The 21,767-nt window shown below is 75.2% G+C and carries 16 protein-coding genes and 1 pseudogene; 3 read left to right on the forward strand and 14 right to left on the reverse strand.

The window, feature by feature from the left end:
- Positions 1–344: 344 nt before the first annotated feature.
- The 4 genes from ald to BS73_RS11530 form a co-directional block, all read right to left on the reverse strand.
- Positions 345–1,460 carry an alanine dehydrogenase gene (gene ald / locus BS73_RS11515; RefSeq protein WP_037571538.1) on the reverse strand — a complete coding sequence of 372 codons (1,116 nt, stop codon included), beginning with the start codon at positions 1,458–1,460 and terminating at the stop codon, positions 345–347.
- Between the two features lie 205 nt (positions 1,461–1,665).
- Entirely contained in the window at positions 1,666–4,224 is a 2,559-nt protein-coding gene (locus BS73_RS34590; protein ID WP_152617582.1) for a tetratricopeptide repeat protein, read from the reverse strand.
- Between the two features lie 216 nt (positions 4,225–4,440).
- On the reverse strand, positions 4,441–5,124 hold the full coding sequence (locus tag BS73_RS11525; RefSeq protein ID WP_051939823.1) for an NUDIX domain-containing protein: 684 nt from the start codon (positions 5,122–5,124) through the stop codon (positions 4,441–4,443).
- A gap of 75 nt (positions 5,125–5,199) precedes the next feature.
- A complete protein-coding gene (locus BS73_RS11530) occupies positions 5,200–6,888 on the reverse strand; it encodes a CTP synthase (RefSeq protein ID WP_037571540.1) in 1,689 nt (562 codons plus the stop codon).
- Positions 6,889–7,733: 845 nt separating this feature from the next.
- On the opposite strand from BS73_RS11530, the gene BS73_RS11535 reads away from it, so the two are divergent.
- The gene (locus BS73_RS11535) at positions 7,734–9,677 is read left to right on the forward strand and encodes a glycoside hydrolase family 15 protein (RefSeq protein WP_037571541.1); all 1,944 of its coding nucleotides are present in this window, start codon (positions 7,734–7,736) and stop codon (positions 9,675–9,677) included.
- Positions 9,678–9,860: 183 nt separating this feature from the next.
- Here the strand turns inward: BS73_RS11535 and BS73_RS40685 are convergent, their stop codons facing one another.
- The 7 genes and pseudogenes from BS73_RS40685 to BS73_RS37270 form a co-directional block, all read right to left on the reverse strand.
- On the reverse strand, positions 9,861–10,517 hold the full coding sequence (locus BS73_RS40685) for a glycosyltransferase (RefSeq protein ID WP_322987254.1): 657 nt from the start codon (positions 10,515–10,517) through the stop codon (positions 9,861–9,863).
- Positions 10,518–10,551: 34 nt separating this feature from the next.
- Positions 10,552–11,142: pseudogene (locus BS73_RS40690) on the reverse strand (glycosyltransferase family 4 protein); the annotation flags it as partial.
- A gap of 197 nt (positions 11,143–11,339) precedes the next feature.
- Positions 11,340–13,082, reverse strand: coding sequence for a DNA repair protein RecN (gene recN / locus BS73_RS11545; RefSeq protein WP_037571542.1), 1,743 nt, complete (start codon positions 13,080–13,082; stop codon positions 11,340–11,342).
- A 180-nt stretch (positions 13,083–13,262) separates the two neighbouring features.
- Positions 13,263–14,159, reverse strand: coding sequence for an NAD kinase (locus BS73_RS11550; RefSeq protein ID WP_037571543.1), 897 nt, complete (start codon positions 14,157–14,159; stop codon positions 13,263–13,265).
- Positions 14,160–14,366: 207 nt separating this feature from the next.
- Positions 14,367–15,173 carry a TlyA family RNA methyltransferase gene (locus tag BS73_RS11555; RefSeq protein WP_037571545.1) on the reverse strand — a complete coding sequence of 269 codons (807 nt, stop codon included), beginning with the start codon at positions 15,171–15,173 and terminating at the stop codon, positions 14,367–14,369.
- 13 nt (positions 15,174–15,186) lie between these two features.
- Positions 15,187–15,687 carry a hypothetical protein gene (locus tag BS73_RS39445; RefSeq protein ID WP_084703974.1) on the reverse strand — a complete coding sequence of 167 codons (501 nt, stop codon included), beginning with the start codon at positions 15,685–15,687 and terminating at the stop codon, positions 15,187–15,189.
- Positions 15,680–16,369 (reverse strand): histone H1-like repetitive region-containing protein, encoded by a 690-nt coding sequence (locus tag BS73_RS37270; RefSeq protein ID WP_152617584.1) that lies wholly within the window; start codon positions 16,367–16,369, stop codon positions 15,680–15,682. The genes BS73_RS39445 and BS73_RS37270 overlap by 8 nt, the downstream gene beginning before the upstream one ends.
- A 409-nt stretch (positions 16,370–16,778) precedes the next feature.
- On the opposite strand from BS73_RS37270, the gene BS73_RS11570 reads away from it, so the two are divergent.
- Complete coding sequence (locus tag BS73_RS11570) at positions 16,779–17,126, forward strand: sterol-binding protein (protein ID WP_037571547.1); 348 nt, start codon at positions 16,779–16,781, stop codon at positions 17,124–17,126.
- Between the two features lie 7 nt (positions 17,127–17,133).
- Here the strand turns inward: BS73_RS11570 and BS73_RS11575 are convergent, their stop codons facing one another.
- On the reverse strand, positions 17,134–18,156 hold the full coding sequence (locus BS73_RS11575; RefSeq protein WP_037571549.1) for an HAD-IIA family hydrolase: 1,023 nt from the start codon (positions 18,154–18,156) through the stop codon (positions 17,134–17,136).
- A gap of 99 nt (positions 18,157–18,255) precedes the next feature.
- Here BS73_RS11575 and BS73_RS11580 point away from each other — a divergent pair, with 99 nt between their 5' ends.
- A complete protein-coding gene (locus tag BS73_RS11580) occupies positions 18,256–19,638 on the forward strand; it encodes a DUF1015 family protein (RefSeq protein WP_084703975.1) in 1,383 nt (460 codons plus the stop codon).
- A 105-nt stretch (positions 19,639–19,743) separates the two neighbouring features.
- On the opposite strand, the gene BS73_RS11585 is transcribed toward BS73_RS11580, so the two are convergent.
- Complete coding sequence (locus BS73_RS11585) at positions 19,744–20,610, reverse strand: hypothetical protein (protein WP_235215648.1); 867 nt, start codon at positions 20,608–20,610, stop codon at positions 19,744–19,746.
- Positions 20,595–21,536 carry a hypothetical protein gene (locus BS73_RS34600; protein ID WP_152617585.1) on the reverse strand — a complete coding sequence of 314 codons (942 nt, stop codon included), beginning with the start codon at positions 21,534–21,536 and terminating at the stop codon, positions 20,595–20,597. Before BS73_RS34600 ends, BS73_RS11585 begins: the two co-directional genes overlap by 16 nt.
- Between the last annotated feature and the right edge of the window lie 231 nt (positions 21,537–21,767).

Here is a 21,767-nt window from a genome sequence, read left to right on the forward strand (position 1 = left end):
AGGCGCCGACAGCAACACAATCCACCGGAGTCGACACGATGAGTCGCTCGCATGGTCGCCATCTGTCAAGGGATGAACGGCCAGACGGCGGTGACGTTTCGGCACTGCGCAAAACCAGCAGAAGGAGTGAAAACTCTTCAAGAGTGATGCATGACACAGGTGTTGACACCGCGTCTGATGTCGCCCGAGGTATCCCAAACCGGCGGGGGCGCGCCCCCGCGCCGCGCCCCCGCCAAGCCTCCGCGGTCGCCGTGAACCGGACCGCGCTTCCCCGCTTCCCCCGTGATTCCCCCCCAACTCCCCCATACCACCCGCGCCGAGGCGCGGGCGGCTGACGGGCCGGGTCAGGCCAGCACGTCGGCCAGGTCCGCCGCGTGCAGCCCGTGGGCCTCCGCGACCGGAGCGGAGACCAGCTGGCCCTCATGGCAGTTGAGCCCCTTGGCCAGCGCCTCGTCCCGGCGGCAGGCCTCCTGCCAGCCCCGGTTCGCCAGCTCGACGATGTACGGCAGCGTCGCGTTGGTGAGCGCGTAGGTGGAGGTGTTGGGCACCGCGCCGGGCATGTTGGCCACGCAGTAGAAGACCGAGTCGTGCACCCGGAAGGTCGGGGCGTCGTGGGTGGTCGGGTGCGAGTCCTCGAAACAGCCGCCCTGGTCGATGGCGATGTCGACCAGCACGGAGCCCGGCTTCATCCGCGAGACCAGCTCGTTGGTGACCAGCTTCGGGGCCTTGGCGCCCGGGATCAGCACCGCGCCGACCACCAGGTCGGCCTCCAGCACCGCCTTCTCCAGCTCGAAGGCGTTGGAGGCGATGGTGCGCACCCGGGTGCCGAAGATCCGGTCGGCCTCCCGCAGCTTGTTGATGTCCCGGTCGAGCAGGGTGACCTCGTAGCCCATGCCCAGGGCGATGGTCGCCGCGTGCCAGCCGGAGACACCGCCGCCGATCACCACGGCGCGGGCCGGCTGCGTGCCCGGGACACCGCCCGGCAGCACACCGCGGCCGCCGGCCGGGCGCATCAGGTGGTACGAGCCGACCTGCGGGGCGAGCCGGCCGGCCACCTCGGACATCGGGGCCAGCAGCGGCAGTGCGCCGTTCGCCAGCTGCACCGTCTCGTAGGCGATGGCGGTGGTGCCGGCACTCAGCAGCGCGTCGGTGCAGGCGCGGGAGGCGGCCAGGTGGAGGTAGGTGAAGAGGACCTGGCCCTTGCGCAGCCGGTGGTACTCCTCGGCCACCGGCTCCTTCACCTTCAGCACCAGGTCGGACGCGGCCCAGACCTCGTCCGCGGTGCCGAGGATCTCCGCGCCCGCGGCGGTGTACTCCTCGTCGGGGATCGAGGAGCCGACCCCGGCGTCGTGCTCGATCACGACCTGATGGCCCTGGCGCACCAGCTCATGCACGCCGGCGGGCGTGATGGCCACGCGGTACTCGTGGTTCTTGACCTCACGGGGGATGCCGACCTTCACGGCTATACACGTCCCTTGCCCTGTGACGCTGCGCCCGCCGGCAGGCATGCCGGCAGACGGCCACCCCGACATCTCCGGCGATGGCTGCGGCGAGTCTAATTGAAGGCAGCCCGCTCCAACAGCCTTACAAACCGAATAATCCGTCCCTCCCCATTGGCGGATTCGTAGGCTTGTCCTCCTTCCTGCCTAAGACGTACCCTCCGCGCTACGCCCCGCGCGCGGCCTTCGCGCCCGCCGCGTCCCCCGACCGCTCCAGCACGTCGCCCAGCACCCCCAGCGCCCACCCCCGCAGCCGGGCGTCCTCCCCCGCGGTCCCGACCGCCTCCCGCGCGGACCGCAGCGCCGCCTCCACGTCGCCGGAGGACTCCTGCACGGTCGCGGCCCCCAGCAGCCCGCCGACCGCGCCCTCCCGATCCCCCAGCCGCCGGGTCAGCGACACCACCGCCCGGTACTCCCGCAGCGCCTCCCGGTACCGCTGCTGCGCCGCATGCGTCTGCGCGAGACGCAGCAGCAACCGCGCCTCGTCGGCGCGCTCTCCCCGGTTGCGCCGGAAACCCAGCGCCCGCCGGTACCAGTCCGCGGCCCGCATCAGATCCCCGAGCGCCCGGTACGCACCGGCCACGTCCTCCAGGATCCGGCCGACCGCGACCGCGTCGTCCGCCGCCCGCGCCGGTCCGAGCGCGGCCCGGAACAGCTCCAGCGCCTCCCGGTGCCGGCCGGCCGACGCGTTCAGGTCCCCCAGGTTCACCAGCGCGGCGGCCTCCCGCCGCCGCTGCCCGCTGCGCCGGGCCAGCACCAGCACCAGCCGGTGGAGTTCGTACAGCTCCGGCTCGACCCCGGCCCGGCCGCCCGCGTACACCGGGAGGGCCCGCACCAGCGCGGCGATCAGCCGCCCGGCCAGCCCGTCCAGCCCGCCGCCGGCGACGGCGTCCCGCGCCGCCGCCCGCAGCGCCGGCAGCTCCCGGCCCAGCCACTCCCAGGCCTCCACCCGGGTGCGGAACCGCAGCCCGGAGGGAAGCTCCTCGGGCCCGCGCGCCCCCGGCACGGGGGGCGTCACCATCGCGACCGCGACGCCGAGCAGCCGGACCAGCCGCTCCAGCATCCGGGCCCGGGCCAGCTCGGTCTCCGCCGCCCGGTCGTCGGCGAGCAGCGCGGCCAGCCGACCGCGCAGGCACCCCGGCACCTCGTACCGCGGCTCGGCGCCGCCCGGCTCCGGGCCCTCCGGGTCGACCACCCGCAGCAGCTCCTGCTCGGCCAGCGCGCGCAGCGGCCCCTCCGCCTCCGGCACCGGACAGCCGACCAGCGCCGACGCGGTACGCGCGGTCACCCGGCCGCCGGGCGCCGCGGCCAGCAGCCGCAGCAGCCGGGCCGAGGCGGCCGGCAGGTCCGCGTAGACCGCGGCGAAGGCCCGGTCGAGGGGGGTGAGCTCGCCGGCGGCCGGCGCGGACCGCCGCTCCTGCTGCCCAGCGACGGGGGCCTCGGCGGCGTCGGCGGCCTCCTCGTCCGCCGCCTCCACGGGATGGCGGCCGGAGATCGGTTCCGAGGGCAGCTGGGCCCCCGTCACCAGTCCCTTGGAGACCAGCTGCTCGGCGATCCGCTCGCCCAACCTGCCGCCCCGCCCGGCGATCAGCCCGCCGAGCCGCTGGACCGCCCGCCCGACCTCGACCGCCGCCGCGGAGGAGGCCGACCGCTCCTGATCGCCCTCGGCCGCCTTCCCGGCCGGCTTCCCGGCCGGCGGGGTGGGCGGAGACGCCGGCGGAGACGCCGGTCCCTTCCCCTTCTCCCCGTCCCCGGCTCCCCTGGCCCGGTCCGCCACCGAGACGGCGCCGGCCTCCTTGCGGGCCACCGCCAGCGCCGCCTCCGTCGCCTCGGCCAGCACCTGCCGGGCGTCGGCGACCGAGGCCCGCGGCCGGGCCCGCAGCCAGCCGCCGATCAGCCGCAGCGCGGCGACCTGACCGGCCAGGTCCTCGACCAGGGCCTGCGCGGCCACCGGGTCGCAGACGATCCGGGTGTCCCCGGCGAGACCGCGCAGCAGCGCGACCCCGGCCCCGGCGTCCAGCCCGCCCAGCGCGCACGGCCGCACGTCGGCCACCCCGGTCAGCGGCCCGGCGCCGACCGCGACCACCAGGCAGCGCGGCTCCGGCGGCAGCAGCGGAAGCACCTGTTCCGCGTCTCGCACGTCGTCCAGCACCAGCAGCGCCGAACGCCCGGTCAGCGCCGTCCGCAGCGCCTCGCAGGGGTCCCCGCCCAGCCCTGGCGACGGCTCCCCCAACTCGGCCAGCAGCGCCCGGGCCGCCCGGTCCGGCGCCACCGTGCCCACCCCGCCCGCCGACCCGCCCGCCCGCGGCTCACTCATCCGTACGAAGTACTGCCCGTCCCGGTACGCCCCGGACTCGGCCAGCTCGCGGGCGAACCGCACCGCCAGCGAGGTACGCCCGGACCCCGGCCGCCCGGCCACCAGCACGACCCGGGCCCGGCCGGCCGCCTCCGCCGCCTCCGGGTCCTCGATCCCCGGCCGCGCGGTCAGCCCGGGCCGGGTCAACTCGGCGCGCAGCTCCTCCAGTTCGGCGCGCCGGCCGGAGAAGTGCGAGGGGTCGGCGGGCAGCCGGACGGGTTCCAGCGGCCGACCGACAGCGGTCTCCGCCGCGGCCTTTGACGATCCCTCAGTCTCCGTGCCGGGTACGCGCCCTGACGATCCGTCGGCTGCGCCGCCGCCCCCGTCGGCCCTCGCGGCCGCACTCTCCGCCGGCGACTGCCCGGGCATCCCGGACACCCCCGTCGCGGTCTCCGAAACGACGTCACCACCGGCCACGCGCACACCACTCCCGGCTCCGCACCCTGCCCCGGCCGGTCCACCGTCGCCCCGACGGCGCCTCCGCGGCGGCCACCGGCCGCCACCACCGGGCCCTCGTGCGCAGCCTAGTCCCGGTGGGCGCCCCGTCCGGCGGCGGCGTGCCGCCGAACCGGGAGCCTCAGTCGATCAGTCGAAGGGCCGGGCGGGCCACGGCGCGTCCGCCGGGCGCAGCGAGTCGATCCCGCCCGCCCGCTCCAGCGCCGTGCGGAGCGCGAGCACCGCCGCGACCAGCGCCACATTGTGGAGCTCCCCGGCGAGCACGCCGTCCACCAGCTCGTTCAGCGGGGCCCAGGACACCTGGAGGTCCAGCTCCTCGCCCTCGGCGGCGAACCGCTCGCCCTCCGCCTCGGCCAGATCGCGGGCCAGGAAGACCCGGAGCGCCTCGTCCGAGCCGCCGGGCGAGTTGTAGAGGTCGACCAGTACCCGCCAGTCCCCGGCCTTGGCGTGCGCCTCCTCGTAGAGCTCGCGCTGCGCGGCCTCCAGCGGCGGCTCCCCCGGCACGTCCAGCAGCCCGGCCGGGATCTCCCACAGCCGCTGCCGCACCGGATGCCGGTACTGGCTGATCACCAGCACCCGGGGTCCGCCCTGCTCCGCCGGCCGCTCGTCCAGCGCGAGTACCGCCACCGAACCCGGGTGCACCTGGTAGTCGCGGCGGGCGACCGACCCGTCCGGCATCACCACCTCGTCGGTGCGCACCCCCGTCACGGCCCCGGTGAACGGCGTCACCGAGGACCGGGTCGTCCACTCCGCGGGCTCGTCGGCGATCCTGACGCCCACCCGGCCGCCGCCACTCTGCTCACTGCTGCTCATCCCCCCAACGTACGCGACGGCGGCCGCGCATGATCGCGCGACCGCCGCCGTCGGCCCTCAGGCCTCCACCGGGGCTCAGCCCTCCAGGGAGTCGCCCTCCGGCAGGTCCTCGCCCTTCACCCGGCGGACCGCCGCGGCGACAAGACCGGCGAAGAGCGGGTGCGGCCGGGTCGGCCGGGACCGCAGCTCCGGGTGCGCCTGGGTGGCGACCAGGTACGGGTGCACCTCGCGCGGGTACTCCACGTACTCGACCAGGTCGCCCTTCGGTGACAGCCCCGAGAAGACCAGCCCGGCCTTCTCCAGCTCGGCCCGGTAGGAGTTGTTGACCTCGTAGCGGTGCCGGTGCCGCTCGTCCACGTACTGCTCGCCGCCGTACACCTCGCGGACGATCGAGCCCTCGGCGAGCTTCGCCGGGTAGAGCCCGAGCCGCATGGTGCCGCCCAGGTCGCCCTTGCCGTCCACGATGTCCAGCTGCTCGGCCATCGTCGAGATCACCGGGTACTTGGCGGCCTGCTCGAACTCGGTGGAGTTGGCCTCGGGCAGCCCGGCCAGGTTCCGCGCGGCCTCGATGACCACGCACTGCAGGCCCAGGCACAGGCCCAGCAGCGGAATGCGGTTCTCCCGGGCGTAGGTGATCGCGCCGACCTTGCCCTCGACACCGCGGTCGCCGAAGCCGCCGGGGATGCAGACCGCGTCCACGTCGCCCAGCTCGCGCTGCGCGCCCTCGGGGGTCTTGCAGTCGTCCGAGGTCACCCACTTGATCTCGACCTTGGCGTTGTTGCCGAAGCCGCCGGCGCGCAGCGCCTCGGTGACCGACAGGTAGGCGTCCGGCAGGTCGATGTACTTGCCGACCAGGGCCACCTTGACCTGGTGCTCGGGCTGGTGGACCCGGCGCAGCAGGTCGTCCCAGACCGTCCAGTCGACGTCCCGGAACGGCAGGTCGAGGCGGCGCACCACGTAGGCGTCCAGGCCCTCGGAGTGGACCACCTTAGGGATGTCGTAGATGGACGGCGCGTCCGGGCAGGCCACCACGGCCTCCTCGTCCACGTCGCACATCAGCGAGATCTTGCGCTTGATGGCCTCCGGCACCTCGCGGTCGGCGCGGAGCACGACGGCGTCCGGCTGGATGCCGATGCTGCGCAGCGCGGCCACCGAGTGCTGGGTCGGCTTGGTCTTCAGCTCGCCCGAGGGGCCGATGTACGGGAGCAGCGAGACGTGGAGGAAGAAGACGTTGTCCCGGCCGACCTCGTGCCGGATCTGCCGGACGGCCTCCAGGAACGGCAGCGACTCGATGTCGCCGACGGTGCCGCCGACCTCGGTGATGACCACGTCGACGTCCTCGGTGGCCATCCGCCGGATGCGGTGCTTGATCTCGTTGGTGATGTGCGGGATGACCTGGACGGTGTCGCCGAGGTACTCGCCGCGCCGCTCCTTGGCGATCACCGTGGAGTAGATCTGGCCGGTGGTCACGTTGGCCGAGCCGTGGAGGTCCTCGTCGAGGAAGCGCTCGTAGTGGCCGATGTCCAGGTCGGTCTCGGCCCCGTCGTCGGTGACGAAGACCTCACCGTGCTGGAACGGGTTCATCGTGCCCGGGTCCACGTTGAGGTACGGGTCGAGCTTCTGCATCGTCACCCGCAGGCCACGGGCCTTGAGGAGGTTCCCCAGGCTTGAGGCGGTGAGGCCCTTGCCGAGGGAGGAGGCCACGCCCCCGGTGACGAAGAGGTGCTTAGTCGTCGTGCCGTTGCCGGAATGGGGCAGTGCCAAGAGGGGGCTCCCGTGGTCGCGTTCTGAAGGTCCGACCGCCCGCACCTGCCCGCGGCCGCACCGGGAACCATGGAGGAACGCCGGATCAGCGGTGGCACAGCGAGGACGGTGGCTGGCGATGAGGTTCACCGCGGCGGTGGTCCACCACCGCGGAGACGGTGCACACGCGGTGAAGATGCACAGCGCAGTGCTTCACACCAGTCCACGGGCTACCAGGGTATCAGCGTCCGAAGGGCGCGGCGGCGCGCCGAGCCCCGGGCCCGGCCGCCGCTCCGCGACCGGCGGCGGAGTCCGGCCGCCGCCGCCCCTCTCCGGCGTGTCGCACCTCACATCCCGGGTGCCGTCCGCACCTCGCCGCCGCACTCCCGCTCGGGCATCCAAACCCTGTCCCGCGAACGCCAGTTGGCGAACAGCCGAACGCCTGTCCACTCTTCGGGGGATTCCGCGGGGTCTCGGCGGGCAAGGCGCAATGGCGGAATTCGATCATCCGGATGGCTCTTCCTAACCATTGCGGGGCCGCTGCGAACCACCCGTCAGGACCACGTCCGGACACCCGTCGGGACCCATCCGGCACGCCGTGATCTCAGAACGCGCAGCACCCCCCGACTCCGTCGTATTCTGCACGGACGCATCGGCGACGAAGGTCACCCGCGGCGCGCGGGAGCGTCTCCACCCCCTCGTACCCCGTACCACCCGTCACCACCGCGACAACTTGCAGAGCTCCGGGGCCCCACCCACCGCCCCGGGCAGCCGTCCGCCGGGCAGCGCCCCTGCCACGGGTGTACCGGCGGGCCGACCGACCGCGACCGACGATGCCGTGTTCATCCCGCGAACTGGAGAACCACGTGGCCGCCCGCATCGAGGACTACGCACTCATCGGCGACATGCAGACCGCCGCCCTGGTGAGTCGTGACGGCGCAGTCGACTGGCTGTGCCTGCCCCGCTTCGACTCCCCCGCCGTCTTCGCCGGCCTGCTCGGCACGGACGAGCACGGCTTCTGGCGGATCGGCCCGGCCGACCCGGTACCGAGCCCGAACCACCGGTCGAAGCCCAGCGAGGACGACCGGCTTGAGGCCCTCGACCGTTTCGAGGACACCGGTTCGCTCCGCATCCCGGCCACCGCCGCCGCCCCCGCCCCGCCGGCGGACCGCCGCCGCTACCGGGGCGAGTCGCTGATCCTTGAGCAGGAGTGGGACACCCCGCGCGGCAGCGTCCGGGTGATCGACTTCATGCCGCCCCGGCACCTCACCGAGGGCGTGGGCAACCCCACCATGGTCCGCATCGTCGAGGGCATCTCCGGCCGGGTCCGGATGCGCTCCGCCCTGCGGATGCGGTTCTCCTACGGCCGGGTCATCCCGTGGGTCCGCCGCATCGAGGCCGAGGACGGCGGCACGGAGGGCCAGCGCACCGTCGCCATCGCCGGCCCCGACTCGGTCTGGCTGGACGGCGAGGCCGAGACCTACGGCCGGGACCTCACCACCTACTCCGACTTCACCGTCAAGGCCGGCGAGCGGGTCGGCTTCGCGCTCACCTGGCAGGCCTCCCACCAGGGCGAACCGGAGCGTCCCGACCCGGAGGCCGCGCTGGTCGCCACCGAGTGGTTCTGGAACGACTGGGTCAGCCAGTGCACCTACCGGGGCGAGTACCGCGAGGCCGTGATCCGCTCGCTGATCACCCTCAAGGCCCTCACCTACGCGCCCACCGGCGGCATCGTCGCCGCCCCCACCACCTCCCTGCCCGAGGACATCGGCGGCGTCCGCAACTGGGACTACCGCTACACCTGGCTGCGCGACGCCGCGATCACCCTCTCCTCCCTCCTCCGCACGGGCTACCGCGACGAGGCCCGCGACTGGCGGGACTGGCTGCTCCGCGCGGTCGCGGGCGACCCGGAGAACCTCCAGATCATGTACGGGATCGCCGGCGAGCGGGAGCTCACCGAGGCCTCCCTGGACTGGCTCCCCGGCTACGAGAACTCCGTCCCGGTCCGGGTCGGCAACAGCGCGGCCGACCAGCTCCAGCTGGACGTCTACGGCGAGGTCGTCGAAGCGCTCCACCTCGCCCAGATGACCGGACTGGCCCGGAACGACTACGCCAACCTCCTGCAGCTGCGCCTCATCGCCTACCTGGAGAAGCACTGGCGCGAGCCGGACGAGGGCATCTGGGAGGTGCGCGGCCCGCGCCGGCACTTCGTCCACTCCAAGGTGATGGCCTGGGTCGCCGTCGACCGCACCATCAAGCTGATGGAGGGCACCCCCACCGACGGCCCGCTGGACCGCTGGCGGGCGCTGCGCGACGAGATCCACAAGGACGTCTGCCGGCACGGCTTCGACCCGGAGCGGAACACCTTCACCCAGTCCTACGGCTCCCGTGAGCTCGACGCCTCGCTGCTGCTGATCCCGCAGGTCGGCTTCCTCCCGCCGGACGACAAGCGCGTCATCGGCACCATCGAGGCGATCCAGCGCGAGCTCCTCACCCCCGACGGCTTCGTCCTCCGCTACCCCACCAGCGGCGGCGAGACCGGCGTCGACGGCCTGGCCGGGGACGAGGGCGCGTTCCTCGCCTGCTCCTTCTGGCTGGCCGACGACCTGGCGATGATCGGCCGGATCGCGGAGGCCCGCGAGCTCTTCGAGAAGCTCCTGGCCATCCGCAACGACGTCGGCCTCCTCGCCGAGGAGTGGGACCCCCGGCTGCAGCGCCAGGTGGGCAACTTCCCGCAGGCGTTCAGCCACGTCCCGCTGATCGACACCGCGCTGCGCCTCAGCGCCACGACGGCGTTCGGCACGCCGTAGCGCCGGGAGTCGCGCGGCGACTCGAGGGGTGCTGGGGGCCGCGCGGTCCGCGCTACGGCGCCGCACTCGGCGACGACGACGGGGTCGCACCCCGGACTCCGCTGCCGAGTGCGCAGGTCACTGGCCGGGCGCGCGGTTCCCCGCGCCCCTGACCCGCGCCTGCGGCGCTGCGCCCGGGGCGCCTCAGGCCGTGGCGACGAGCTCGTCGTAGACGCTCAGGACCAGCGCGACCGTCGCGTCCTCGTCCGGCCAGGTGGCCGCCTGTTCCCGCCCCGCCGCGGCCAGCGCGGCCCGCCGCCCCGCGTCCCCCAGCAACGCGCTGACCGCAGAGGACAGCGCCCCCGGGTCCCCGCACGGCACCAGCACCGCCGCGTCCCCCACCAGCTCCGGCACCCCGCCGACCGCCGTGGCGACCAGCGGCACCCCCGCCCGCAGCGCCTCCTGCGCCACCAGCGAGCGCGCCTCCCAGCGCGAACTCAGCACCACCGCGTCCGCCGCCGCCAGCAGATCGGGGACGTCCTCCCGGTACCCCAGCATCCGGACCGGCAGCCCCTCGGCCTCGATCCGCGCCCGCAGCTCCTGGTCCTCCTGCCCGTCCCCGGCCAGCACGACCAGCGGGCGGGGCACGCCGTCGCGCTCCTCGCGCCACCCCCGGGCCGCGTCCAGCAGCAGGTGGAAGTTCTTCTGCGGCACCAGCCGCCCGACCGCCAGCACGACCGGCCGCCCGTCGTCCGGCGCCAGCCCCAGCAGCCGCTCCCGCGCCTGCTCCCGGCCGAGCCCCGCGGCGGCCCGCGGGGGCCGCCACCGGCCCGAGCCGGGCGTCCACCGCCCCCAGCTCACGCGCCCGCGAGACCAGGTCCGAGGAGGCTCCCAGCACCAGGTCGGCGCTGCGCGCCACCCGCCGCTCCATCAGCCGCAGCAACCGCCGCTCGACCCCGGTGGCCAGCAGCGCCTGGTGGAAGGTCACCACCAGCGGCGGGGTGGTCACCGCCTCCGTCCCGCCCTCCGCGCCGGACGCCGAGCCCGAGCCCGACCACACCCCGCCGAGGTTGACCGACGGCAGCACCCGGCCCGCCGTACGCAGCGCGAGATCCGACAGCAGCGCCGCCCGCAGCCCGTGGGCGTGCACCACGGAGGCCCCGGTGAAGGCCCGCCGCAGCTCACCGATGGCCGCCGCGTCCATCCGCGGCCGCGAGCTCGGGGTGATCTCCACCTCGTGGAACCGGGCCCCGGTCGCCGAGATCCCGAGGAGTTCGTCGGTCTCGGCCGGCCCGCAGACCGTCACCACCACTCCGCGCGCGGACAGCCCGGCCGCGAGCGAGCGGACATGCGCCCCCACCGCACCGGTCGTACCGGCGACCACCAGCGCCACATGCAGCTGCCCGGCGCCGGCCCGGCGCCGCCCGACCGGACTCGCGGACCGCTCCGAGCCCGCCGCCGACGACGATGAGGTGTGCTGCTCCACGTCCCGCCCTGTCCCGTCTCTCCCCCGGCCATCGCCCGATCGCGTCCACGGCCCGCGCCGCGGTCACCGCGCCGCCAGGCTGCGCCGGCCACGCTGGGTCTCTGTCGGTCTCCGTCCGTCCGGCGCTACACCTTGCCAGGCCGGAGCGCTTCTTGGACAGCCCACGGCCCCCCGCGCCGCCGGTTCCACCCGGTCCTTCACCCGTCCGTATGACGTGCCCGGGCGGCCGCCAGCAACTCCTCCGCGTGCGCCCTGCCGAGCTCGGAATCCTCCAACCCGGCCAGCATGCGGGAGAGTTCGCGCACCCGCTCGGCGTCGTCCAGCACCGTCACCCCGCTGCGGGTGACCGATCCGTCACTGGTCTTCTCCACCACGAGATGCCGATCCGCGAACGCGGCCACCTGGGGCAGGTGGGTGACCACCACCACCTGGGAGGTCTCCGCCAGCTTGGCCAGCCGGCGGCCGACCTCCACCGCGGCCTTGCCGCCGACCCCGGCGTCGACCTCGTCGAAGAGGTACGTGGGCACCGGGTCGGCGCCCGCGAAGACCACCTCGACGGCCAGCATCACCCGGGAGAGCTCACCGCCCGAGGCGCCCTTGGCGATCGGCCTCGGCGCCGCGCCCGGATGCGGGGCGAGCAGCACCTCGACCTCGTCCGCGCCGTACGGGCCGCAGACCAGCGTCCGGCCGTCCACCTCGACGCCCTCCGGCTCCGGCGCCTCGGTCTGGGTGAGGGCGAAGCTGACCCGCGCGTGCGGCATCGCCAGCTCGGCCAGCTCGGCCGTGACGGCCTGCGCGAAGCGATCCGCCGCCGCCTCCCGCGCCCGCGTCAACTCTCCGGCCAGGTTGCCCAGTTCGGAGCGGAGGGCGGTCCGCTCCTCGGCCAGTTCGCCGATCCGCTCGTCGTCCCCCTCCAGCTCGGAGAGGCGCAGCGCGGACCGCTCGGCCCAGGCCAGCACCTCCTCCGTACCGCCCTCCGCCGACCCGTACTTGCGGATCAGATGGGCCAGTACGGACCGCCGCTCCTCGACGGCGGCCAGGCGCGCCGGGTCGGAGTCCAGCCCGTCCGCGTAGCCGGCCAGGTCCGCGGCCACGTCGGCGAGCAGATATCCGACCTCGTTCAGCCGGTCGGCGAGGGACGCCAGGCTCGAATCGTGCCCGCGCACGCCCTCCAGGGCGCGGCGGGCCTGGCCGATCAGGGTGGTGGCGTCCACCACGTCCGGCTGCGCCGGGTCGCCGGCGAGGGCGCCGTGCGCCAGCTGAGCGGCCGAGGCCAGCGCGTCGGCATGGCCGAGCCGCTCGGCCTCGGCGGCGAGCTCGGTGTCCTCCCCGGCCAGCGGCTCGGCGGCGGAGACCTCCTCCACGCCGAACCGCAGCAGGTCCGCCTCCTGCGCCCGCTCCCGGGCCTTGGTCGTCAACTCGTCGAGCAGCGACTCGACTTCGCGCAACCGGCGGTAGACCGCCTGGTACCGCGACAAGGGCTTCGCCAGGGACTCACCCGCGTAGCGGTCGAGGGCACCCCGCTGGCGGGCGGGCTTCAGCAGCCGCTGCTGGTCGGTCTGGCCGTGCACGGCGATCAGGTCCTCGCCCAGCTCGGCGAGGAGACCGACCGGCACCGACCGGCCGCCCACATGCGCCCGCGAACGCCCTTCCGCCGAGACGGTACGGCTCACCAGGAGGGCGCCGTCGTCCAGCTCCGCCCCGGCCTCGACGGCGCGGCGGGCGACGGGGGCGTCCTCCTCCAGCGTGATCCGCCCCTCCACGACGGCGCGCTCGGCTCCGGCCCGGACCAGTGCGGGATCCGCACGGCCGCCGAGCAGCAGGCCGAGACTGGTCACCACCATGGTCTTGCCCGCACCGGTCTCCCCGGTCACGGCGGTGAAGCCCGGCGCAAGCTCGACAACGGCGTCGTCGATGACCCCGAGCTTCCGTATCCGCATCTCCTCAAGCACGGAACGACCATACGAGGTAACGCCCCCCGCCCGCGACGACCCACCCCCCGAGAGGGGGTTTTCCTCCACACAACCCTGACGGCCGGGCCGCCCCGGAGGTAGTGCCGCCGGCCGCCCCGATCGCGGCGCCGCTCAGCGCTTCGGCGCCACTCAGCAGTCCGGCGCCGCTCAGCAGTTCGGCGCGCCGCGCCAGCCGGTGACCGGCAGGGCGAACTTCGCGACCAGCCGATCCGTGAACGGCGCCTGATGCAGCCGCGCCAACCGCACCGGGATATGCCCGCGCCGGACCTCCACCCGCGCCCCCGCCGGCAGCTCCACGAACCGCCGCCCGTCGCACCACAGGACCCCGTGCGGCGTCTTCTTCTGCACCTCGACCGCCAGCACCGAGTCCGGCGAGGTCACCAGCGGCCGGGCGAACAGCGCGTGGGCGCTGATCGGCACCATCAGCAGCGCCTCCACCTCCGGCCAGACCACCGGCCCGCCCGCCGAGAAGGCGTACGCCGTGGACCCGGTCGGCGTCGCGCACACCACCCCGTCGCAGCCGAACCCGGACACCGGCCGCCCGTCCACCTCGGTGACGACCTCCAGCATCCGCTCCCGGGCGGCCTTCTCCACCGAGGCCTCGTTCAGCGCCCAGTCGGTGTGCACCACCTGGCCGTCCGTCCGCACGGTGACGTCGATCGTCATCCGCTCCTCGACGAGGTAGTCGGACTTCACCACCCGCTCGACCACCGTCGCCAGGTCGTCCCGCTCCGCCTCCGCGAGGAAGCCGACCCGGCCCAGGTTGATCCCCAGCATCGGCAGCCCGGACTCCCGCGAGAGCTCCGCCCCCCGCAGCAGCGTCCCGTCTCCTCCCGCGACCAGGATCAGCTCGCAGCCGAGCGCCGCGTCCGGCCCCGAGGGAACGCTCTCCACCCCCGCGGGGAGGTCCATCTCAGGGGCCTCCTCGGCCAGCACCCGCAGGCCGATCCCGGCCGACAGCAGGCCGTCGACGAGGCTCTCGACGCTGCGCAGCGCGGCCTCCCGGCCGGTGTGCGCGATCAGGAAGACCGAGCGGTCGCTCATGTGCTGGCTCCTCCGGTGCGCGCCGGACCGCGACGTCCGGTCGCGCCTCCCCCTAGCGGGACCTGTTGCCGGCGTACCGGCCGCCCCACCGGGAGGCGGGGCTCCACATGACCCTACCCGCTGCTCATCCCGTACCCGCGGCCCGTCGTACACCCCTCGGCGCACAGCATCCGGCGCGCGCCTCCGCACCCGCCACCGCCGGGTCCGTCAGCGCGGCCCCTCGCGGACGGCCCGCTCGGCGTCCGCCGGATCCAGCGGCGGCGCGTCCCGCCGGAACCACAGGAAGTACTCCACGTTCCCGGAGGGCCCCGGCAACGGGCTCGCGGTCACCCCGCGCACCCCGTACCCCAGTTCGGCGCCCTGCGCGGCGACCTTCTCGATCATCTCCAGCCGCAGCTGCCCGCTGCGCACCACCCCGCCGCTGCCCAGCCGCTCCCGGCCCACCTCGAACTGCGGCTTCACCATCAGCACCAGGTCGGCGTCCTCGGCCGCGCAGGCGCTGAGCGCGGGCAGCACCAGCCCCAGCGGGATGAACGAGAGGTCCCCGACCACCAGGTCGACCGGCTCCCCGCCGATCCCGTCGAGCGTCAGCTCCCGGACGTTGGTGCGGTCCATCACCGCCACCCGGTCGTCGCTCTGCAGCGACCAGGCCAGCTGCCCGTAGCCGACGTCCACCGCCAGCACCCGGGCGGCCCCGGCGCGCAGCAGCACGTCGGTGAACCCGCCGGTGGACGCACCCGCGTCCAGCGCCCGCCGGCCCTCGACGACGAGCCCCCGCGGCACGAACACGGACAGCGCGCCGGCCAGCTTGTGCCCGCCGCGGGAGACGTAGTCGGGGTCGTTCTCGTCCTTGACGACGACGATGGCCGCGCCGGTCTCCACCTGGGTGGCGGGCTTGGTGGCGGTGGTGCCGCCCACCGTCACCCGCCGCGCCGCGATCAGCTCGCTCGCGTGGTCGCGGGACCGTGCGAGCTTCCGTCGGACCAGCTCGGCGTCCAGGCGGCGACGTGCCACTGCCACGGGTACTTCAACTCCTGCGTGCGAGATCTGGGGCGGGCGGCCCCGGCGGACGGTCGAGGGCGGCCAGGATTCCCTGCAACCGCTCATGGACATCCTCGTACACGCCGGCGTGTTCCTCCGCCGGGACCCCGTCCAGCTCGGCGAGCCGGGCCAGCGCGGTGTCGACACCGGAGTGACCGGTGTCGGCGGGCTCCAGCCCGAGGGGCTCCCCCGCGTCCCCGGCCTGCGCGATCAGCTCGGCGATCCCGCCCTCGAACTCGTCGAGCGCACCGTCGGCGGCGGCATCCGCCGTCTCGGCCGCAGGCTCATCGGTGGCGGCGGCCTCGTCGGCGGCGGGCTCGTTGGCGGCGGGCCCGGGCTCGTCGGCGGCGACGGGCCGGACCAGCCCGGCCAGGGCGGCCGGCAGCTCAAGGGTCCGCGGCTCGGCCTGCGCCTCCGGCCACGGCTCGGGCTCCGGCTCAGGCCCGGGCGCAGACTCGGGCTCGGGTTTCGACCAGAACTCAGACACCCGCGCCCCCGCTCGACGTCCCCTCCGGCCCGGACCGCGCCGAGGGCACCTCGACCGGTGCCTTCTTCGCGGGGGTCTTCTTCGCGGGGGTCTTCCCGGCCGCCGTCTTCTCGGCCGCCGTCTTCTTCGCCGCGGCCTTCTTGACCGTCGCCACCTTCTTGGCGGCTGTCTTCTTCGCGGCCGCCTTCTTGGCAGGAGCCTCCTCGGAGGCGCTCGCGGTCTGCTTCGCCGCGGCCTTCCTCGGCGGGGCCGCCTTCTTCGCGGCGGCGGGGGTCCTCTTGGCCGCGGTCTTCTTCGCCGCGGTCTTCTTCGCCGCCGTCTTCTTCGCCGCTGGCGACTTCGCCGGCGCCTTGACCGGCAGCTTGTCCGACGGAGTGTCCGGCACCGGTGTGTCCTCGACCGGCGGCTCCTCGACCGGCGGCTCCCCCGCCGGGGCCGCCCCCGCCGGGGCCGCTCTCTCCACCGGCTCCTCGTCGACGAAGACCCGCACCGGTCCGGACGGCCGCCCGTCCGCCGGCCGCGACGGCCGCGGGAAGGCCTCCTCGGCCCGGCTCGGCGCCGGGCGCCGGATGGTCGGCGCGGCCTCGGCCGCCGCATCCGCCGGCGCCCCGCCGCCTCCCGCGTTCCCTCCGCGGCCGGGGACGGCGCGTGCTCCCGCCGCCCCTCGAGGTCGCGGACCCACCGCTCCAGCGCCTCCAGCACCACGCCGACCTGGACGACCCCGTCCCCGAGCCGGCCCCAGGCCTTCTCCGCCTCCGTGCGCAGCAGCCCCACCGCCAGCCCGGCGTTCTGCCGGACCGGCTCCGGGACCTGCTCGGACAGGCGCCGCTGCAGCTCGTCCGGGTCGACACCGGCCCGGTTCAGGACCTCCCGGGTCGCGCTCTCCACGCTCCGCAGGGCGGTCTCCGTAACGGCGGTGCCGATCCGCAGGTACTCACGCAGGGTGTCGCGCATGTCGCCCTCCCTCCTCCAGCTGAATCGCTCGCAACGCGTCGCGTCCCCGCCGACGCTACCGCCTCGCCGCGTCCGATTCCGCCTCCACGACCTCGCGTCCGCCCGTCCACTCCCGGTCTCCGGGTACCGTCGCCCCCATGGCGACCATCGAACAGTGCCGCGAGGCGATCACCCGGCTCAGCGCCGGGCTCGGCCGCGCCGAGGGCAAGGTGCGCAGCGCGGCCGCCCTGGACCGCTCGCTCAGCTGCTGGATCACGGACCTGGACGTGACCTTCGCCGGCCGCCTCTCGGACGGCAGCATCCTGGACGTCACCGAGTACCCGGGCCGCCCGGCCGAGCGCGCCCAGATCCGCCTCGCCATGCGCGGCGACATCCTGGTCGCCCTCGTCGACGGCGAGCTGAACTTCGCCCAGGCCTGGGCCACCGGCCGGGTCCGGTTCGAGGCCGGCTTCCGGGACCTGCTGCGCCTCCGCTCGCTACTCTGACGGTCCGTCAGAGTCCGAGCCCCGCAAGGGCCTTGTCCCAACCGCCGGTCGCCGCCCCGCTCCACGCCGCCGCGCACAGCGCCCGCAGCCCGTCCACCGGGTCCTCCCCGGTCTCGGCGAACCGCAGCACGCCGTCGGCCGCGGCCACCAGCCAGCCGCCGCACCGCCGCCCGCCGTCGGCCTCCTCGGCCACCTCAGGCTGCGGCTCCAGAAGGTCCCGCAGGTCGCGGCCGACATAGGTCGGCCGGTGCTCCGGCCGGGCCGCGAGGAGGTCCCCCGGTGCGGTCACCCCGGTCAGCACCAGCAGGCTGTCCACCCCCCCGTTGAACGCCCCCTCGATGTCCGTGTCCAACCGATCCCCGACCACCAGCGGCCGCTCGGCGCCGGTGCGCAGCACGGTCTCCCGGTGCATCGGCGGCAGCGGCTTGCCGGCGACCGCCGGATCCACCCCCGTCGCCGCCCGCACCGCGTTGACCAGCGTGCCGTTCCCCGGAGCCGTCCCGCGCGCGGTGGGAATCGTCAGATCGGTGTTGGACGCCACCCAGGGCAGCCCCCGCTGCACCGCGTACGAGGCCTCGGCCAGCTCGGTCCAGCCCACCGACCTGTCGTAGCCCTGGACCACCGCGACCGGCTCCTCGTCCAGCGAGCGCACCGGCACGAGCCCACGCTCCTCGACCGCCTGGACCAGCCCCTCCCCGCCGACCACCAGCACCTTGGCGCCCTCCGGCACCCGCTCGGCGACCAGCCGCGCGGCGGCCTGCGCCGAGGTGATCACGTCCTCCGGCCCGGCCGGCACCCCGAGCTCGCTGAGGTGCTCGGCCACCGCCTTCGGCGTCCGCGAGGCGTTGTTGGTGACATAGGCCAGGCGCATCCCGCCCTGCCGGGCGGCGGCCAGCGAGTCGACCGCGTGCGGCACCGCGTTCGGCCCGGCGTACACCACCCCGTCGAGGTCGAGCAGCGCGGTGTCGTACGCCTCGTCCAGCGGGCGGGCGCAGCTCCCGGGGCTGGTCCGGCGGGGAGCGTCAGTCATGGTGCCTCGTCTCTGCCTCGGAAAGAAGTTCACGCCCTCCCGACGGTACCCAACCCGCCCCCTCCGCTCGCGCCCCCGACCGCCGTTTACCATGCCGAGATGGACCAGGTCAGCCCAGCCCGCAACGAGGAACCACTCAGCGACGACCCCAGCCGGGTGGCCTCCTGCGGCCTCTCCCTGGCCCCCTTCCGCGGCCTCCGCTACGCCCCCGAGCGGATCAGCTCGCTGGCCGCCGTCACCTCCCCGCCCTACGACGTGGTGGACCTGCCCGACGGCCGGGACCAGCTGGAGACCGCCGACCCGCACAACATCGTCCGGCTGATCCTCCCGCACAACGCGGAGGACCCCGCCGCCCGCTACCGGCACGCCGGCGAACTGCTGGACGCCTGGCAGCGCCAGGGCGTGCTGCGCCCCGACCCCGAGCCGGCCCTCTACGTCTACGAGCAGCAGGCCCCCGAGTCCCAGGGCGGCACCCTCCAGCGCGGCCTGATCGGCGCGCTCACCCTCAGCGGCCCCGAATCGGGCCTGGTCCTCCCGCACGAGGACGTGATGCCGCAGCCGGTCGCCGACCGCGTCGCCCTGATGCGCACCACCCGCGCCAACCTCGAACCGCTGCTCCTCACCTACCAGGGCAACGGCGGCGCGGCCGAGGTCATCGAACGCACCGCGGCCACCCGCCCCGTGCTGGAGACCGCGACCACCGACGGCACCCACCACCGCCTCTGGTCGGTCACCGGCCCGGCGGACCTGGCCGCGGTCGCCCGCGACCTCGCCACCTGCCGCGCCCTGATCGCCGACGGCCACCACCGCTGGGCCACCTACCGCCGCCTCCAGCAGGAGCACCGCTACCTGGCCCGCAGCCCGTGGGAGCGCGGCATGGTGCTGCTGGTGGACACGGCCCGGTACCCGCTGCGGGTCCGCGCCATCCACCGCCTCCTCCAGCAGGTGCCGCTCCGCGACGCCGTGGCCGCGCTCACCGCTCTCGGCCCGCAGTGGCAGACGCAGCCGCTGCCGTCCGCCGACGGCGCCCCGCCCAGCCCGGCGGCGGTCCTCAGCGCCCTCGCCTCCGCCAAGGCCGAGCACCCGGACCGCAACGCCTACGTCCTGGCCGGCCCCGAACCGGACGGCACCGACCACGCCGTCCTGGTCACCGCCGGTCCGGGGGCCATCCCCGCCGACGCCCTCCCGGCCGACCGCCCGGAGGAGTGGCGCCTGCTGGACGCCACCGTCCTCCACTCGGTCCTCCTCGACCGCGTCTGGCGAGTGCCGGACGCCCCCGAGCACATCCGCTACTTCCACGACGCCCGGGCCGCCGTCCGCGAGGCCCGGCGGCACAGCGGCACGGCGGTGCTGATGCACCCGGTCGCCGAGAGCACCGTCCTCCGCCTCGCCGAACAGGGCGTCACCATGCCCCGCAAGTCCACGTCCTTCGGCCCCAAGCCCGCCACGGGCCTCGTCCTCCGCTCCCTTCACCTGGACTGACCCGTGGACTGACCCGGCCCGGACATGGCCCCGGACCCGGCCCCGGGCATGCGAAGGGCCCCTGGCGGCCGGCCGAACGCCGGCCGCCAGGGGCCCTTCCCACTTCTAGTCCTGCTGGTCCTGCTGGTCCTGCTCGTCCTTCTCGTCCTCGGACGCCGAGCGGTCCTCCGGCGGAAGCGCGTCCCCGTCGTACCGGGACACCCCCTCCTCCTCGTCCTCTTCGTCGTCGTCCTCGTAGTAGTCCTCGCCCTCGCCCTCGGCGAAGAGCGAGCCGTCGGCGTTCTCGTCCTCGAGGGCGGTGGCGCCGCCGGTCGCGGGCACCTCCTCGTCCGCCTCCGGGTCCAGCGCGTCCACGTACTCCACGCCGTCCAGCTGGGCCAGCCGCTCGGCCGCGTTGGTGACGCCCTGGGTGTCCGCCTCCGCGGCCCGCGAGAACCAGTCTCTGGCCTCCGACTCACGCCCGGCCGCCAGCAGCGCGTCGGCGTACGCGTACCGCAGGCGGGGCGTCCACTCCTGTACCGAGCGGGCCCCGAGCTCCGGGCACTGCAGGGTGACGACGGCCGCGTCGAACTCGCCCATGTCCTTGCGGGCGCCGGCCGCGACCAGCCGCATCTCGATCTGCCCGGCCTTGTCCAGCCGCTTGACCTCCGGCGCGCCCGCCATCTCCAGCGCGCGCTCCGGGCGGCCGAGCCCGCGCTCGCAGTCCGCCATCACCGGCCACAGGTCGGCCAGCCCGGTCATCCTCCGGGCGGCCCGGAACTCCGTCAGCGCCTCCGCGTAGCGCTCGGTCGCGTAGGAGGCGAAGCCGGCGGCCTCCCGGACCGAGGGGACGCGCGACGCCAGCCGCAGCGCAACCCGGGAGTAGCCGTAGGCCCGCTCCGGGTCCTCGTCGAGCAGCTGCGCCACCATCACCAGGTTCTTGGCGACGTCGTCGGCGAGCGTCTTGGGCAGGCTCATCAGCTCCTGCCGCACCCCCGCGTCGACCTCCATACCGGTGATCTCGGCCGGAATCGGCAGCCGGCGGACGGGCTCCTGCCGACGCGTGTCATCGTCCCGACGCGGCCCGCGTCCGCCACGGTCATCACGGCGGTACGAACCACCGCGGTCGTCACGGCGGTAGGAGCCACCCCGGTCGTCCCGACGGTACGAGCCGCCCCGGTCGCCGCGGTCGCCGCGGTCGTCACGGCGGAAGCCCCCCGGACGGTCGTCTCGGCGGAAGCCGCCCGGACGGTCGTCACGGCGCGGGCCACGGCTGCGGTCGCCCCCGCGATCCCCGCCGTAGCTGCGGTCGCGATCCCGGTCACGGTCGCGGTCGCGGTCGTCGCGACGGAAACCGCTCGGGCGGTCGTCGCGACGCGGACCGCGGTCCTGCTCGCGGTCGCGGTCACGGTCCCGGTCGTCACGGCGGAAGCCGCCACCGGGGCGGTCGTCGCGGCGGAAGCCACCCGGACGGTCATCGCGGCGGAAGCCACCGGGCCGGTCGTCCCGGCGGAAGCCGCCCCCCGGACGGTCGTCGCGCCGCCGGTCGTCTCGGCCGAAGCCGCGGTCTCCGCGGTCCCGGTCGTCCCGACGATCGCGGTCGCGGTCTCGGTCGTCGCGGCCGTAGCCGCCGCCGGGCCGGCCGCGGAAGCCTTCCCTGTCGCGGTCTCGGTCCCGGTCGCGGTCGTCTCGGCGGAAGCCACCCGGACGGTCGTCACGGCGGGGACCGCGGTCGTCCCGAGCGCGGTCACGGTCACGGTCGTCGCGCCGGTAGGAGCCGTAGCCACCGCCGGGCCGGTCGTCGCGACGCGGGCCGCGGTCCCGGTCACGGTCCCGGTCGTCACGGCGGAAGCCGCCACCGGGGCGGTCGTCGCGACGGAAACCGCCCGGACGCTCGCGATCGCGGTCGCGGTCGCCATCGCGTCCGCCGCGTCCCTCGGGGCGGTCCGAACGCTGCGGGCGGTCCCGCCAGTCGTCGCGGCGAACGCCCCCCGGACGCTCCGACCGGCCCCGGCCACCGGCGTAGCCACCGCGGTCGCCGCGCTCTCCGCCGCGGTCGCGGTCCCGGTCACGCTCGCGGTCGCCGTAGCCGCGACGCTCGCCGCCGCGCTCGTCGTCGCGACGAGGGCCTCGACCGCTCTGGCCGCCTT

It is taken from the genome of Phaeacidiphilus oryzae TH49 (genome assembly GCF_000744815.1).
Taxonomy (GTDB): domain Bacteria; phylum Actinomycetota; class Actinomycetes; order Streptomycetales; family Streptomycetaceae; genus Phaeacidiphilus; species Phaeacidiphilus oryzae.